This is a genomic window from Dysgonomonas sp. BGC7 (assembly GCF_001261735.1).
GTDB lineage: Bacteria > Bacteroidota > Bacteroidia > Bacteroidales > Dysgonomonadaceae > Dysgonomonas.
Window position 1 is genome coordinate 139,589 of the sequence record NZ_CVRP01000005.1, and the last position, 17,505, is coordinate 157,093.

At 36.8% G+C, this 17,505-nt stretch carries 13 protein-coding genes and 1 riboswitch; of the genes, 2 read left to right on the forward strand and 11 right to left on the reverse strand.

The window, feature by feature from the left end:
• Nucleotides 1-20: 20 nt before the first annotated feature.
• The 8 genes from BGC7_RS03540 to BGC7_RS03575 form a co-directional block, all read right to left on the reverse strand.
• Nucleotides 21-836 carry an SDR family oxidoreductase gene (locus BGC7_RS03540; protein WP_050700190.1) on the reverse strand — a complete coding sequence of 272 codons (816 nt, stop codon included), beginning with the start codon at nucleotides 834-836 and terminating at the stop codon, nucleotides 21-23.
• A gap of 11 nt (nucleotides 837-847) precedes the next feature.
• Nucleotides 848-1,924, reverse strand: a complete 1,077-nt coding sequence (locus tag BGC7_RS03545; RefSeq protein ID WP_050700191.1) for a LacI family DNA-binding transcriptional regulator — start codon at nucleotides 1,922-1,924, stop codon at nucleotides 848-850.
• Nucleotides 1,925-2,167: 243 nt separating this feature from the next.
• Entirely contained in the window at nucleotides 2,168-3,286 is a 1,119-nt protein-coding gene (locus BGC7_RS03550; RefSeq protein WP_050700192.1) for a DUF5074 domain-containing protein, read from the reverse strand.
• 38 nt (nucleotides 3,287-3,324) lie between these two features.
• A complete protein-coding gene (locus BGC7_RS03555) occupies nucleotides 3,325-4,986 on the reverse strand; it encodes a fasciclin domain-containing protein (RefSeq protein ID WP_082206453.1) in 1,662 nt (553 codons plus the stop codon).
• 7 nt (nucleotides 4,987-4,993) lie between these two features.
• Entirely contained in the window at nucleotides 4,994-6,145 is a 1,152-nt protein-coding gene (locus BGC7_RS03560) for a DUF5074 domain-containing protein (RefSeq protein ID WP_050700193.1), read from the reverse strand.
• Nucleotides 6,142-8,139, reverse strand: coding sequence for a TonB-dependent receptor (locus BGC7_RS03565; protein WP_050700194.1), 1,998 nt, complete (start codon nucleotides 8,137-8,139; stop codon nucleotides 6,142-6,144). Before BGC7_RS03565 ends, BGC7_RS03560 begins: the two co-directional genes overlap by 4 nt.
• A gap of 125 nt (nucleotides 8,140-8,264) precedes the next feature.
• Nucleotides 8,265-8,534, reverse strand: a riboswitch (cobalamin riboswitch).
• A gap of 90 nt (nucleotides 8,535-8,624) precedes the next feature.
• A complete protein-coding gene (locus BGC7_RS03570) occupies nucleotides 8,625-9,716 on the reverse strand; it encodes a TFIIB-type zinc ribbon-containing protein (RefSeq protein ID WP_050700195.1) in 1,092 nt (363 codons plus the stop codon).
• Between the two features lie 7 nt (nucleotides 9,717-9,723).
• Entirely contained in the window at nucleotides 9,724-10,827 is a 1,104-nt protein-coding gene (locus BGC7_RS03575) for an SPFH domain-containing protein (RefSeq protein ID WP_050700196.1), read from the reverse strand.
• A gap of 207 nt (nucleotides 10,828-11,034) precedes the next feature.
• Here BGC7_RS03575 and BGC7_RS03580 point away from each other — a divergent pair, with 207 nt between their 5' ends.
• Nucleotides 11,035-11,598 (forward strand): hypothetical protein, encoded by a 564-nt coding sequence (locus BGC7_RS03580; RefSeq protein WP_157258650.1) that lies wholly within the window; start codon nucleotides 11,035-11,037, stop codon nucleotides 11,596-11,598.
• Between the two features lie 592 nt (nucleotides 11,599-12,190).
• Here BGC7_RS03580 and BGC7_RS03585 read toward each other — a convergent pair.
• Together BGC7_RS03585 and BGC7_RS03590 are read right to left on the reverse strand one after the other, a co-directional pair.
• The gene (locus BGC7_RS03585; protein ID WP_050700198.1) at nucleotides 12,191-12,661 is read right to left on the reverse strand and encodes a hypothetical protein; all 471 of its coding nucleotides are present in this window, start codon (nucleotides 12,659-12,661) and stop codon (nucleotides 12,191-12,193) included.
• A 24-nt stretch (nucleotides 12,662-12,685) separates the two neighbouring features.
• The gene (locus BGC7_RS03590) at nucleotides 12,686-13,645 is read right to left on the reverse strand and encodes a hypothetical protein (protein WP_050700199.1); all 960 of its coding nucleotides are present in this window, start codon (nucleotides 13,643-13,645) and stop codon (nucleotides 12,686-12,688) included.
• 612 nt (nucleotides 13,646-14,257) lie between these two features.
• On the opposite strand from BGC7_RS03590, the gene BGC7_RS03595 reads away from it, so the two are divergent.
• The gene (locus BGC7_RS03595) at nucleotides 14,258-14,725 is read left to right on the forward strand and encodes a hypothetical protein (protein ID WP_050700200.1); all 468 of its coding nucleotides are present in this window, start codon (nucleotides 14,258-14,260) and stop codon (nucleotides 14,723-14,725) included.
• A gap of 42 nt (nucleotides 14,726-14,767) precedes the next feature.
• Here BGC7_RS03595 and BGC7_RS03600 read toward each other — a convergent pair whose 3' ends face one another.
• The gene (locus BGC7_RS03600; protein WP_050700201.1) at nucleotides 14,768-17,491 is read right to left on the reverse strand and encodes a hypothetical protein; all 2,724 of its coding nucleotides are present in this window, start codon (nucleotides 17,489-17,491) and stop codon (nucleotides 14,768-14,770) included.
• Nucleotides 17,492-17,505: the final 14 nt, after the last annotated feature.

Consider the following 17,505-nt stretch of genomic DNA (forward strand, 5'->3'; position numbering starts at 1 on the left):
AGTTTTTTGAATGTTAGTAATTATATAGAAAATGCGTCGAAACCTCCGTCTATGACAAGAATAGTTCCCGATACAAATTTGGAAGCATCACTAATAAGATAGTGAAGAGATCCCAGCAATTCGTCTGCTTCTCCAAAACGACCGTAAGGTGTGTGAGCCAAAATAGTTTTCGAGCGGTCTGTATATGATCCGTCAGGGTTCAGCAACAGATCTTTGTTCTGAGCAGTGATAAAAAAACCGGGAGCTAAAGCATTAACTCGGAAGTTTTCGCCAAATTTAAGAGCCAGTTCTCCTGCCATATACTTTGTAAAGTTGGCTACAGCTGCTTTTGCTGCACCATATCCGGCAACACGAGTCAACGGGCGAAGTGCAGATTCGGATGCAATATTGATTATATTTCCGGCACCATTTTCTACCATTGCTTTAGCAAATACCATAGTAGGGATTACTGTTCCGAACAGATTCAAATCCACAACTTTCTTAAATGCATCTATTTCAAGATCAAATATAGTTTTATCCGGTCCAATAGTCGCTCCGGGCATATTACCGCCTGCTGCATTTACCAGAACATCTATCTTACCATATGCCTTTACTATGTCTTCTCTGTTCTTTTCCAGAACTTCTTTATTTAATACATCGGTAAGTAAAAATATAGCTTCACCACCGTCTGCTTTAATCTTAGCTACCAATTCATTTCCTTTTTCTTCTATACGATCCAAAATTACTATTTTGCATCCTTGTTTAGCCAGATATTGAGCCATGTCTGAGCCTAGTATACCGCACCCGCCGGTTATCAGAACCACTTTGTCTTTTACATGGAATAGATTGTTTGTCATAAGAATTGTTTTTAGAGTTTATAATTGTTGTAGAAATCTATATTTTCTTTTATGAGTATATCAATAGGCATATAGTTGATTTTAGGAGGCGATTGCTTGAACAGGAAATAATTGCCCAATGCTTTGATAGCATCATATCCTTGAAGCTCGGGACGCTGCGACAGCAGAAAAGAAACATGATTGTCTTTCAGCGCCTTTATATTTTGTTCGATAGCATCATGCCCTATAAGTCGTATCCTATCTCTTTGTGAATTATCCATCTGCTCTAACAGAGGAACTAATTCATATATCCTAGAATTGAGAACAATACCACCGACCAAATCGGGAACATTGTCTACAATTCCTTTCAAAGTCGCCACATCCTTAGCTGCATTATCAGGATTAATTTCTATATGGTGTATCTTTCCGCTAAAATTATTCTTCTTTAGATAGTCCATAAATCCCTGCTCGCGAGTTTTCATCTGAACCGATATATCCTTATATTTAAATCGTATATGAGCAAAAAATATATCTGCCGAAAAGCCAACTTCTCCGAACAATAACTTTGCAGCAATAATACCACTGGCAAAAGAATCTCCCCCAAAATATGAAAGGTCATTCTGTCCCGAAATGCCAGAGTCGATATATATATATGGTATTTCTTTTTCATCCAACTCTTTCGACAGGCTAACAACCTGTTCTCCAAATAAAGTAGCGATGAGTACTCCGTCAAATTCTTTTTCTTTAAAAGCATAAACTGCATTATCGAAAGAATCACGGTCGTACTGATCGAACTGAAAATACTCTGTACTGATATTGAATTTTTTTAGTTCGGCTGCGGCAAGATCAATGCCATTGCAAGCCAATTCCCAGTAACTACCAGAGGTATAGGTAGGAGATATTATAGCAAACTTATATACTTTTTTAGAGGCAAGTACCCGAGCAACCATATTGGGTTCGTAATTGATCTCCTTTAATACTTTTTCCACCTTAGCTCTCTTCTCAGGGGAAACTCTACCTCTATTATGAAGTACCCTATCGACAGTACCCGGAGATACTTCTGCTAATTTGGCTATATCAACTATTCGTATATTTGTATTATCTTTCATCAGTATATTTCTTAGGTGATCACAAGACTATCTAAAATAAGCCCCCTCAGCACCGTGTGTGCGCACACACAATCATCCTTTACAAAAATATCACAAATATTTGATTATGCAATAGCTAAAGAAGTTAATAGTGTTAAAATGAAATTTATTTACTTTCGAAGTATCAATGTGATATAAAAAATTGAGGGCCTCCTCTCTCGAGAAAGCCCCCAATAAAAAGGACCTATATATTAAAAACACTTACTATCTAAAGTCATATGTAAAAAATATCCCGGCAGGAAAGTGAGTATAGTTCGCATAATTCACACTTAACTTGGGAGTGGTAGTATCAAAATTAAAAACACTAATGTTATTCAAGAGAAAATCCCAACCATATGCTTTAATTGTAGTTTGATACACTTCGCCTGTTATCGGATGAACTGCAAGATTGTTATAAGCCATACCTGTATTTTCCAATCCTGATACAGTCTTAGAGTCGACAAGAAACTCTGATGTTCCGGTAGCAAAGTTGTGCCGATAAATTTTAGTAGAGGCATTTCCATAATAAATAACATCACCTTTGGCGCTAATGCCCGGAGTAGCTCCCCACCCTGCACTGACCTTACCTTCTGTGACTTCATTAGTTTTAATCACCTCATAGTTATCTGCATTTATTTTCAATATTTTATTATTAGGCGAGCTAGTTATAGATACAAAGATATTACCATCCGACGTTTTAATAACTCCTGATACAGCAGCCTCCAACTCTATTTTATGAGAAACGGCAGCTTTACCGGCTTCTAGCACAAGAACAGATTTATTTGCAGGAACAAAAACTTTATTCTTTACTACTGCCATCCTGTTTTTCAACGCTCCGGAAGTGCCCTCGATAAGTTTTAGCTCTGCCGTGGAAGTATTGAAAGAGTAAATGCCTTTTCCATCGCGGATAAACACATTATCACCCAACACTGCAACATGGGTGGGTTTTGTCAAAACAGATATTTCTGAACTGTATGCTACTTCTTTTTCTAGTGTTTCGGCATTAGCTACGATAAGCCTTCCATCACTTTTATATTTACTACTGGCTAATCCTTCATCTTGAGAAATGATATAAATCTTGCCATTAGTAATAAATAGATCTTGAGAAGAGCCGCCTAGCTCAGTTCCATTTACTCTCCAGTATGCACTGTCTGTTACTTCACCCTGCGGACTGATAAATATAAGAGAGCCATTCTCAGTAGTCATATTACCTTCATTCAGAATAAATGTTCCATCTTTATATTTACCCACAAAAGGAGGATCGACAGTATCGTTATCATCGTTAGAACAAGCAACTAAACCAACAAACAATATTAATGAGAAATAATAGAATAATTTTTTCATTTTCTTTTTACGTTCTTTTTTAATCTAAGTATAATTTTTTAATTTCTTGTGTTAATAGACTTGCCAAGTAAATGCAAATCTTCGGCTCCGGCTACTTCGGTAGAAACTTCTCCCAGCCATCCGGCTTCTTGATTAACTCCTGTGTAGACTTTTACAAAGTCGATACCTGGAAGATGTACTTTATTTCCCTGAGCATCTACCGCCCAGTTGATATCAATAGCCGACTCATCATCTGTATTAGGAGCATTGTCTGCATAACCCCAGTCATAAGCATAAAGTACCCAATAGCTACCTTGCCCACTTTCGTCAACCGCATTATTAGGTAACAGAGTTCCTTTAAATGTTATTTTGTTGTCAGTAATCCATTCAGGGAAATACGGCTGAGAGTGGAACGCATTTTTTGCCTTATAACCCGACTTACCCTGATTATCTTCCCATTTGATGTACTCGGCAGTAGCTCCTGTTGGTTCTGTTGTAGGCTTATAATATGTTATTTCATAATTTTTGATTGTAGTTGGCTTATAATATTCGCTACCGGCAATTTCGTACCATTCGTCTTCGTCTGGTTTTCCATTTCCATTCTTATCGTAAGCAACCATTATAATGCCCGGTTCGCAACTCCCACCTCTTTTTGGAGCTTCAGGATTAGGATTTGATGCAGCCCAGAAAGCATTGCCTTTTACTCTGAAATCTCTTTTACCGGGAATATTCACCACCGTATGATCAAAACCAAAGGTAACATATCCTCCAAAACCTCCAAGATGTATCATAGATGAATTACCTCCTTTAAGAGAGTTCTCAGCTTTTTTCCGCATAGTTTCTTTTGTATCTCCAGTCTCATATTCAGGTAGATCGTTTACAAACTGCCCTACTCCGGGAAGATAATCAAACACATTAGAGATGTATGCACTATATGCTGTTTTCTCCTTGGTTACTCTAATTTTAGTTGATGCTGATGCTTTCAATGCACCATCTTTTGCTGTGAGGCTTATAACATACTCTCCTTCTTCTACTGTAATAAAAGAGAGATCTTTAACTTTACTTAAAACTGAGTCGGAAGCACCTTCAGGTGTTTTAACGAGCTTCCATTCAAACGTTCCTTTCTCGAATCCTTTTATCTCCGGGATAATTGTAAGCAACTTACATCTATCGGTAGTATAGCTTTCATTGAGCAACAAGTCGCCCGAACTTGTCATTGATATTATATCATCAATAACATATATAACGCTATTGCCAGCAGGCTTAGTCACGGGGGCTTTCAATATTATATTATTCACCATAATATTATTATTGTCATCTACCGAAACAAAGAGTGTATCTTTATTTATACTGACGATTTTATCTACAGATCTCAATTTTTCGATAGTATAAGCCCCTTTTATAATATGACGCTTTACCAGATTCTGAGATATAGTAGGTTCTGTAGATTTTGTGCCAGATGCAGCCTCGTTATTGAACGCAAATACAGTAAGCTGATTTGCATCTATACCCGATACATCTATACTGTTTAATACCTGAGTGAAAACAGACAGAGAATTGTCTTTTTGCAATTCGTCAACCACCGACTGTTTCTGTTTCTCTATTTCAGTAGGATCTAATGTATCTCCTCCATTATCGTCGTCAGAGCAAGCTGTAAAACATAAGGCAAAACTCAAAAGAGCTAATAATTGCCAGTTAAGGTTCAAATTCTTTTTCTTCATATTTAATTTATTTAGTACTATTTTGGGTTTCATATACAAAAGCAAAGTGGGCCGGGATATTTCCACCTTCTGTTTTCCATTTTAATTTTCCATCACGACTAAAACAATAGACATAACCTGTAGAGACATAGTTACGGGCATCTGTTACATATATATCACGTGTAAAAGGATTGACAGCAATGCCGTATGGCATCTTAATACCTTTCTCGGTACCATCCGTAATAAAGTTTTTAGAATCTAACTTTTTAGTTTTAGTATTCAGTATGCCATATCCAATAGTAGTATTACCTGTATTATAACTAAACTCAGTACTGTACAGATAAATAGAATCTCCAATGACACACATATTAGTAACCGGAATATTTAAAGTCTGTTTTACCTCATCTTTCTCCGAATCTATCACATACAAATTTGCGGGCACATCATAATAGTCTCCGCGCGAACTTACATATATATCACCCCTGCTATCAGCTTTGATACGATGAAGGTTGATACCGACATCAATTTTTTTCTCTTCTTTGAGAGTAGTCAGATTTATAACAGATACCGTACGGTCATAATCGGGGAAACGATATCCTCCCGAATTGGCAACATACAGTTTATTTCTCAGAATAACCATCTCTTCGGGCTGATAGCCTACTACTACATCTCTGGTAATTCGCAAAGTAGCGGTATCAATTTCCAAGACCTTCCCCAATGGGGCTTTAGGATCTAAGACAACAGGCCCTGCATATGAACTTACGTAAGCCTTCCCTTCGTGAAAGGTTATGTAACGGCAGTTTTCTATGTCTATTTGACCGATACGCCGAGCTGTATTTACATCCATCACCTCAACCTTATGCGAGCAGTTGATTACAGCGTAAAGCTTACTTCCATATATTTTTATATCGTTGCCCACATCGCCCAGTTCTTTCACTACTGTAGGGTTGACCTCAGGATAGATATTTCGGTGATAAACCCCTGTTTCAAATTCGAAATAATCAATAGAAGCTTTATTACTACCCATATTGCCTTCATTGAGCACATAGAGTTTTGCAACGCCAATAGTATCAGGCTTTGAGACTAAATCCTTTTGGCTCGGAATAACATAATCATCATCTCTACATGATAAAAGAGCCAAAACAATAGACAAGAAGAAAAGTAATCTATTCATTTTCATATATCTACGGTTATAATAAATTTAAAATTACGTCCGGGCATAGGATAATTAAGTACAACATCATAATATTGATTAAAAATGTTATTAACCTCCGCTGAGCCTCTTATTTTGAACTGTTTGCAAACAAAATCTTTCTGTATCGACATATCGTGTGTATACCAAGGTTTAACATGGTTAACCTCTATATTATTTTGGTTCATATCGTAACGTTCTCCGACATATATGAAACTATAATTCAAGTTCCACGACTTGTAATTACCATTCAGAATAAAAGAACCGCTATGCCAAGGTGTGTAAGGAATCTGATCACCGTAAAAAGACTCGGTTTTATCTGAAAAGTCTTGCGCCTTTTGATATGTATAATTCAGATTTACATTCAACTTTACCTTATCTATCTGAGCTGAAAAAGCTGTTAAGACATCTATTCCTCGTATTTCGACAGATCCTAAATTGAACATAGACCATCTGAACATGCTTCCATTAGGTGCTGCAATAATTTTATCCTCAACCTCATTATAGTATGCGTCGGCCTGAAAAGAAAAAGACCTAAGTATAGAATGGTTTATCGGTTTACTATAAGAAAAGCCAAGATCAAATTGGTTTGTAAATTCAGGCTTAAGATTAGAGTTACCTATCATTGTATAATAAAGATCATTGAAAGTAGGCATTCGAAAAATTCGTTTATAGAAAGCCCGAAGATTGAGATCTTTGTCTTCGAAAGGTCTATAACCTATAAATACCGCAGGAGTAAATTCTGACTTGTTAGGAGACTTTGAATTAAGTCTCACTTTTTCTTGCACAAATGTGCCTAAAAGACTAGCCTGAGCTTTAAACTTATTAAGATTAATTGCTGTAGCCAAAGCAACCAATGTAGTATAACGCTGAGGAAATGAAAAAAGCTTCATATCCGAGTTCATCTTATTCCACTGAAAATCGGTAGCTAAACTGGCATCCCACTTAGATGTAATATTATAATGGTTAGCCCATGATATATATGCCTCCTGCTGTATGTATTTATTTTGAACTTTTATAGAAGATACAGTATCGACAAAGTGAGTATAATCGTAAGCAAACTTAGCCTTGATCTGAGTTTCATACTTTGTCGATATCTTTTTATAAAAATTACTTTGTGCAAAGATATTCTTATCAGTAAGAGTCTGCCCTTTTTCCTTAAAATTATTATTTGTAATAGCAGCAGGGATTCCTCTATCGGACAAATAGCTATAAATCTTAAAATCCCAATATCCCTCATTGATGAACCCATGCAGCGTTGCCTCCAAGCGCAAAGCCTCTATAGCTCCATCTTTACGCACAGCTGTAGTATCATGCGCAACTGTCCCATCTTTATTTTTCTTTTTAGTTCTGAATTTGTACTCCCCATCCGACTTTGTATATTCTGCACTGACACTACTACTTAGATTTGTGTTTATTTTTTGCTCCCAACGTATAGAGGGATTGATCAGTTGAATAGAACCGAACTTATATTTAGCTCTGACATTCGTTTTCTTCCCATCAGTAAAACGAGGCTTCTTCGTTCTTAAATATATAGTACCGGAAGATCCAAAATCGCGGGCAGGCTGAAAGATCTCACTCTTCTGTCCATTATACAATGAAATCTCCTCCATGTCGTCGAGTGAGAATTTGCCAAGGTCTACCACTCCATTCTGAGCATTACCAAGCTGAATTCCATCGTAAAACACTCCCACATGCTGTGATCCCATACTACGTATATTCACAGTTTTGAGTCCACCTACGCCCCCATAATCTTTGATCTGAACACCAGAGAAATAACGTAGGGCATCTGCAACATTGTGGCTGCTAAGCCTCTCCAAAGTCTGTCCCGATAATTTTTGAGAAGGTATTACTTCCTGAAAAGGTTTTGAGACTATAACAACTTCTTTGAGCCTCTGCAAGCTATCCAGCTTATGTTGAGCCGCAACACACAAAAACAGATTCGACAGCAGGGCTGTGAATACAATTGTCTTGAAATACATTTTTTAAGCCAATTGAACGTTATCAAATAGCTTACAGAAAAACATGAAGATTGGTGAAAAGAAACAAAAAAAAGTATAGATTAATTTCTCATCAAGGTTCTTCAGCTCTATTTCCCGAAAGCTTTAAACTAAAAATTAATCTTGGCAGGTTTTCTGACTTACTCCATCTTTGAACGTCCTTCCCATCTATTCAGTCATAAGTTATCAGCTATCAAACTTTTTTGTTGTTAACTGTTCACTACGAATTGCTCACTGGATTTGACAGTGGATTGAGTATTGTTCAAAGATTCTTGGTGGAGCTTACAGCAGCGGGTCTGTTCAGGACTTACACCTGATTCCCTTTTATCACTTTTTCGAAGAGACGAAATCATGACACCAAAATCTGAGACAAAGGTAGTATATAATTTATGTAAAAAACAAGTATTTTCTGATAATTAACCACTTTAAAATACTTACTCATACAATAGACAAAAGATTCCTTATGTCTATGAGTTTTGATTGACAAAATAAATAAATAAGGCAAGCAATATCAAACCTGCAATAATAGCTAATGTTATTTTAGCAACACTATAAGGCCTATCACCCGAAACACGCCCTGTACGCCCATTAACAAAAAAATGATAAAGCTTATCCTTATAGGTGTAGGAAGATATATAGACAGGCAACAGTATCAGTTTGAATTTAATATCACTAAATACAGTTTTCTTCGAGTTGATACGTTGCTTATCGCCTCCTATATCTTGCCTTATAGCATAATCTATATCAGATTCCATAATACTTTTTGCAGTATTATACCCTTCTTGCATATTTATTACATACTTCTCTGTAATAAATCCACTGAGAAAGCGATTATCAGCTTCTACCATGTTCATAGTGTCCCAGTTCTCTATCTTATTCATCACTACAGATGAGATCATCTTAGAGGCTGGTACCATTACATCATCAAAAAATAAAGAAACATGTCCACTGCAATAAGACCAACGGGTTTCAGTAACAGTTCTTCTATTTTTACCCGAACCGACTGTACGCGTATAATTGATTCCTCTCTCTCCTCTATAATCTGATTCTGTTTGTGCATCGTAGGTCCAACAAGGTACATAAACTCCTTCCAACCGATCGGAACATAAAGCTCTTTTTTTTAATTCATTAGGAGCAAACCACAGCCCTTTAAACCATGCTGACAGATAGGTATTTATATCTTTATCTGACAGCTTAAATGGTAAAAGATAAGAGGGTTTTATCAGCCTTTCTTCGTGAATATCCGACTCAATCAGGGGCATACCACAATATGGACAATCGGTAGATTTTAGATTCTCTTCGAATGTCGATTCTGCACCACATTTGCGACAACCTATAACTTTAGTTGTCTGTGTATTTAAAGTTTCAAAATCTCGGGAATACTGCTCAAAATCGAGTTCTTGCACATCTTCTACAACCTTTGCATCTATAAGCGTATCTGTTCCGCAATAATCGCAATGCAAAGATATAGTTCCCGGTTTGTATTTGAGAGCAGCACCACAATTAGGACACTGATAAGTGTTGCTGCTCAATGGAATTTCTTCTATAACGTCTGCCATACTTTTGTTATTTTGGCAGTGGCGGAGGTGTTGTTGTCCACAAATCTTGAAGATCTGATTGTCCTCCAGCAGGTACCCATTCGGACAATCCCTGCTTCCAAACAAGGCTCTCTCGTGTCAGAATTTGTTTTTCTACAAGTTCGACAAGACCGGATTTATTAAAAGGGCCGGATTGCTGTCCGCCAACAGCTACATAGTAGGCCGATGCTCCCGGAATCGGAGGGGGAGCTTGCTGAACATTCTGAGCATTATTTATCTGGTTTGCCATAGCTTGAGTCATTTGGTTTGCCATCGCCATACCGGCGCCGAGTCCTATTCCCATACCAGCCGTACCCGACGGATTTTCGGCTGCGGCTTCCATCGCTTTTGCAGCTTTCATTTTTGTTAGTTTATCCAGATCTATCTTGTCCAGACGACTTAGTTCGAAAATCTCTTTCTTCACCTCATCAGGCATAGAGATATTCTCTACAAGGAATTTTGTGACTTCGATACCATATGCAGCAAAGTCATCTTTCATATATCCGAAAATAGCTTCAGATAACTCATTCAGATTGGCCGCATAAGTTTCGACAGGCAGATTAGACTCTCCTGTAGCATCAGAGAAGCGTGTTACAATTATACTCTTTAGTTGCTCCTTTATATTTTCGGTAGTAAACGTCTGATTTGTACCTACTATTTCCCGAATAAAGACAGGTGCATCGGTAACCTTGAAGGAGTAAATACCAAAAGCTCTGATTTCGACCATACCAAATCGATTATCATTTAGTATCACAGCATTTTTCGTCCCCCATTTCTGGTCTATAAAGTTCTTTGTACCTACAAAATAAACCTCAGCTTTGAAAGGACTGTTAAATCCATATTTCCATCCCTGAAGGGTACTGAGTATTGGTAAATTCTGAGTATTAAGATTATATGTACCAGGAGAAAAAGTGTCTGCGATCTGTCCTTCATTGACAAAAACAGCAGTTTGTCCTTCGCGCACAATAAGCTTTGCATTATTCTTTATTTCATTATTGTGTCTTTCGAAACGATACACGATAGTATCTTGTGTATTATCAAGAAATTCGATAATATCTATCAGTTCGCCTTTCAGCTTATTCCAAAAACTCATAAGTGTATATTTTAAGTTTATATTTATAATTCAAATATAGATTATTTTTTGCTTTGTAATACATAGATACTAGAATTTATTATCTAATTAATCTTACAGAACTATAAGGCAAATATAATGACTATAAAAATAAAAGAGAAAGGAGATTCTCTTTTATCAAATATTAGGGTTTCTGTCCACATTCTAATAAAAAAATCTTATATTTGTATGACTGAATTTTCACTATATAACACAGACATGAGGAACCTTGTATTCATCCTATTAGGGTATTTTTTATATTCCTGTTCGGCTTTTATACCCGAACCGGATATGGATCTTAGACTGAAAAGTCAAAAACTTGGAATTGATACTTGTATTGCTAATGGGGAGGCATCTTCACTATCTGTTACAACATTGAATAAAGATCAAGAGATACACACGTTTTTCCAACTGTTTCAGAATGGAGCGAATAATCTCATTAAAGCCTCTGAAACATATGTATTAGATGATATACCCAGCGACACTACTTATGTCTACTATTTCGACAATAATGAGAGGATATTTGCCTTTCAGGTAAAGATTGCAATTCACAGCGACAGCATATATAATTCGGCAACTGCATTTTACGATTCAGATATGCAGGTGATAACCAAAGAATTTGCAACAATAGACAACTGCGATATACCTATAGGGAAGAATGATTCGTTACTTATTGACTTTTCTCAATTCAAAATACCCAACGATATAACAGGTTTTGTAAAGGAGAAAAAAATAATACTACGAAACCGATAGATAAAAATAAATCAGAGGAGATCAAATTTAGGTAAAAATGATTATGAATTCCCTCTAAATAAAAAAACCATGCGGACTTCTCAGCTCACATGGCTTTACACTTCACAAACTACACAAAACTTGCGTTTTTTTTCGAGTATCAAAAATCTAAACTATTTTTATTATCATATTTTAAACTCTGATATATTTGGCATCTATTACTTAAAATATATTAGCTCTAGTTTTCTCTTTTTCTATACTATAAAGTTACTGCTTGATTATAAATAAAACCGCCTATTCTGTAAACTTTTCACATCCTAATCTTTTCTAAATAGGCACATCAAAACCCACATAATTTCATTTATAATAAATATAAAATAGATAAAGATCAATAAACCCTAAAAATGAAAACATAAACAATAGTAGTTTCAATTTTCGAAACAAATACAAAAAGAATGATTTGACAGAAATGTGATTCTTATAAACAAAAAATAGTTACAGATAAAGGATTATCGTTAATATGAAAAGATTTGCAGTCCGAAAAAAATCGCAAACCTCATTATGATATTTTGAGATTTGCGATTATTATGGTAATATATGAATATATTCAAATTTATACCACCATTTTATTCTCCTTATTGTTAACCCCTTGCACATACCCATCAAAAAAGAAAGGAATATTATCTTCCGTTCCATTCATAAAGCGACCTTTGACTTTCTCGTATGCCAACAACGACATCTCAAATTCGGGCTGCCCTGTTACCAATATCGGTTGATCGAGGCGATCGTACCAGAAATAGCGTCCACCAAAATTTCGCCTTGCAACCTCAAATATATAAGATCCGATTTTGATGATCATTTTTCGTTTTGTCTCATCATCAGCCTGCTTGAAGAAATGCATATTCTCTTCTATTATTTCGTCTAAAGCTTGTAAACTATCAATACTAAAATCAAGGTTTGTTTCACTAAACTGTTTCACCAAAGCTGCCGCATTGGCTTGCATATCACTTGTAAACTGCTTCAAATCTTCAGTCTTTATTTCTACCGTTCCTTTTTTCTTTCTAAAAAAATCAAACACTCCCATCTCTTCTATTTTTATCCGGTAAAATTACAAAGAATTTATAAGTTCACGCTGTTTATTAAAGAATATAGTACGTTCCATTTCTCCACTTTCTGAAATCAATGTCGATAATCTTTTCACAGACTCAATCCACCTTTTCATTTTTTCGAAGGTCTCAAGATCTAATGACACTACGGCATTCAGCGTAAAAGCAGTAATGTGGCTTATATTATAGCTTTGCGTCTGCAAATAGGAATAAGTGGCTTCCAAGTTTATCGCAGACAAATAGAACTGCACCTTTTCTCCAGTATCGAAGCGTCCTCTTATAGCTAAAGTCTCCAGTTTATCTATCAACATCAGCAATTCCTGTTTCAATATTACTACATCATCTTTGGTTATATGATGAATACGGGCATAATATTTTATGTCATTGATCAGATAAGTAAAAATAAGATTGTCGAATATATAATATGTATTCTTCAGATACTTAGACTCTTTCAGATAGCGCTTCTGAATATCGTACATTCTATCCGAAATCTTAATCTCTTTGATAGATTTTACATTTCCTATTCGTTGCGACTGATAGAGCCACTTTAGAAAATAGAACTTAGTCAGATGCTCGAATTCAATATACAGTGTTTGAGGTAAGATATTAGCAGAAACCCCCATTTCGGAATTAAGTTCTTCCCGAGCATCACTGATAATGTTTGTAAATTCTTCCAGTTGCTCGAAATCCAGCTCTTGCGGATTTACAAAATTAGTCACTTTTAGCATAAAAGGTCTGCTGTTTTGCATATTAGAGCCAACTACAGTATCGAGAGAAATAGCCAAACGAGTAGATATGGCAACAGCCTCATCAAAACTAAAAAGCACCTCTCCTCTAAGCCTCCTGTATATAGCCTCTCTGCCCACATGCAGAATATCCATCAACAAACGGGCTATGGAAGTGCCTTCGGGAACTCTTTTCTTCACAGCTTCGAGAAGTGCAAAATGTAATGTATTGTCCATTGATTATTAATTTCGGGCAAAAAAATAAAGTTTGTCTATTACCCTTCAGAGGTGATAAATGATGCAGCCTCTATTATAAAAAAAATTACAAGGTCTCAGACCTATTTGTCGTCCACCCAAACATAACATTCACTGTTGGTTATAACTTTAAAGTATAACATTAAATTTTATCTTTTATTTATTATAAGTTTGGTCTCATTCTGAATTTTAAAATTAACAAAAGAAACTTGTACCACAATGTTTAATATTATAAAAAAGATTAAGCCTTAAGTTTCTTTATGTAAAAAAGAATTTAAGTTATAAAAACATCAAGCTCCTCTTGGTCTCCCCAAAGGGGAGAAACAACTGACGCAAGAAATCCATTTCAACTATGCTAACTTATCGGCTTTTTAACTAAAACCTGACAAAGTTGTACTCTTTTCTATCTGTTTTCGCAATCGTTGTTGTCCATCCCTCTCGGCTTTGCCTAAGCCTCCCTTTAGGGGAGGTGGGAGGGGCTTCTTCCCCTACTGATACAAATACGACAGTTATTTTTTCATTACTTATATACTCTACAGCACTATTTGTATTTTAACAATAATACTTATCTTTGTAAAAAATGAGCAAACTATTATGAAAAAACTACTGCCTCTACTATTATTACTCTCCCTTCTATTTACTTTTTCTGCCTGCGGAGACGACGAAGAAGAACCGAAAAAAGAAGAAGAAAAACCATTTGTATGGGAAGGTGACTGGAATGACCCTACCGACCCCAATTTCCCTTTTAAGAATGAGCCGAACTTCCAGCCGGGAGATTATAATCCGATAAAGGGAACATGGCTATACCTGAAAAATCCGGAATTGAGATTAGTATATACTGAAGATTTCCAATTTCTCCGCGAAATTTTTAAGAAAGCATCCGGGAAATGGGTTAGAGAAGTATGGTCTGAAAAATATATCATAAACGGAACAGGATATAAATACGAAACTGATCGTCCTTATATCAATAAATGGAAAATAGCCAAAGAAAATGGAAAGACTTATTTATTAGTGATGTATCTTTCCGATGAAGAATGGAGGAAATTAGAATTTATAGAATAATAAAACAGAGAGGTTTAAAACCTCTCTGCTTATTTTGTCTATTTACAACTGAGAATAACGAATCAGTTTAAGCACTGTCTTTTTTCTGCACATGGGATCATAACCATCTATGTCGGCTACATAATACAGGGTGTTGTTGTAGCGCACAAGGTTATCAGTTAAGCTATCGTATTCGCTTGCCGTAAGGAAGCACTCTATCACAGTATAGCTATTTCCGGCATCGGCAAGTATGGTGAAATAATTGTCGAAGATGGAATCGGCAGCATCAGTTCCTTTTCTTTTCTGCCGGTAGTCGAGGCGCATACTGTCGCTATCGGATCGGAATGTGTCGGACACTAAAGCTATGTCTACTGGGTTATCATTGTTAACCTCTACAACAAAACTCTTATTCTTTCGCCAATACCAGAATCGTTGCGTTTTGTCCATAAATTTTTTATCCATCATTTCTGCATAGTTTCTGTCCGCTTTTTGCCATGTTTCAGCTTCCATTATCACAGGCACTTTCTGCTCCTTCGACGCTGTGTCGGTGATGGTCTCGTACCAGTTGTACGAAAAAGTGGATACGTGGTTACTTGGTTTACCGTATTCGTCACTCCCTGTCTCGTAATTTCCTCCACCATTATCACCATCTTTTACATAGCCCTGCTCTTTTTCGTCGAGCTTGAAGCCGAATTCGTAGACAGAAGGCAGGTTCAGCGAATTGTTTTTGCGCCACAGGTTCACATCTGTTTTTTGATCGAGATCTATCACAGACGACACGTCTATTTGTCGTTTCGATTTTGTATTCAGTTCGAATGTCTCCTTCCCTGTCTGTACCATATCGAGATTGAAAGTCTTACAAAAGCCCGTTATCCATTCGTCTGTTTTCACGTTAGATGGCAAGAAACGTATCAGGTCGATCTGTCCTGCTTCAAAATCGGCAGGATCGTTCCAATCCATTTTCTCATTGCCTATCGTCTGATTTTTTTCATCTATTTTCACCCAGCCTTTATCTTTCCTGAATGCCGAAATATCGAGATCTACAGTCACACGATGCCTTACCCAGCCGTATCTTTCTCTAACTTCAATAGATACACCTTTTTTACTATAGATAAAATGGGGATATTTTTGAGTGATTTCGTCCGAGTTGGTAATAACGGTTAGTTTCTCACCGGCATCGAGCCACACTACCTGATAGACAAGTCCGCTTCCGCCGAAGTAATCTTTATCTATAATGGCATAGCTTCCCATATCGGTAATATCCACCCTATTCTTTATTTCAGAGTTCCTGTATTTTTCCACACCACTATCCATATATGCCTCCATATAGCCTGGGCTATATGTAGCAGAAATAACCTCATTATTATCCATTTCCCAATCCCATGATTTACCGTTCTTGATGGCTATGGGGTTGCAATATCGCTCGTTCTTTTCGGCAGGGTTGTAACTTTTGTCCTCAATTTCGCCAAAAGCCAAACCACAGAGCAGGTTTTCGTTTTGTTTCAGGTCTACAAAATTTACCATACCCGGACGTGGAAATATTTTAAGCTTACTTTCAGAAGGGATATCGCTTTTTTCCTGATCCTGATTATCTTTGTAGAACACATTGTCGCATTTCGTTTTTTCTGTATCAATTTCCTCATCGGCCTTATACCGTTGCAACTTCACTTCATATCGGCCACTCCTGAATGTCTCTTCCATATAATCAAAATTTCCCTTGAAGTCCACCGGCCAGTCCGACTTTGCAGATAAAATAGCAGGACCTGATTCATTATATATCTCGTTGCTCACACTTTGATCGATCACTATACTAGCATGCATCCTTATCTTATATAAGCCACTTTCGGGTACTACAATTACTCTTTTCCCGTCTACCTCTCCGAACATCTTTCCCGAATCGGAATGTTGTTCAACAGCAGCATTATCACAATTGAGAAGATCGACCGCATATAATACATTCCCGGTTCTTGAATACTCTCCTTCTGCTGACAAAGGGGAATTAAACGACTGGCTTTTTGTCATATTATCCCAGTCTACACGCAAATTCAGCGAAGCCATTTCCTGTGTCCATGCCACATTGTAAGAGTCAGGATTCTTATAGCTCATATACAGGTTTTTCAGCTTAGGGTCTTCGGTTGCGGTACCTGACAATTTGAATCCCTTCCCTTTGAATATTTCCTGCAACGCTTGTACACAGTTGATAGAAGGCGGAAAGTCAGTATGCTTAAAAGCGGTTGTTTTATCCAACACATTCTTGGGGGTATAAGCTCCGTTAACAGGCTTTTTTGGGGGTATTTTATAAAGCACATAGGGAAATAGACAAGGAGATATTTCTCCATACTTCGATTTATCATGCTTACCTGTATTATATTTGGTCATATCTCTCGCATCACGAAAATCGACCAGCCACTTACCCGTCTCGTTCATCATTCTGTCCCCGAAGATATCTTTCACCGTCTTGGCAGCAGGAATACCGAGATTGCCCTTGTACGAGTCTTTTGTTATCTCACTAAGTCGGAATTTCCCATCAAATATTTTAACACCATCTACATAGAGTTGTGCATCGTATAACTGAGAAAATTTACCCTTCACCTCTTCCGTATTGATGTAGCCAAATATTTCGTTATTCGCTGCTGTGGCAGGCAGGGTAATGTCGTACGAACGTTGCGCATCTTTTGTGCTAAGTTCCACGGGGTTAATAAACTGACGCTTGAGATAAACTGAAAAATTTTCAGCATTCTCTGTCTCACATAATTGCTTGTTGATGTAAAGCTCAATAATTGCCATAATTGTAATTTGTT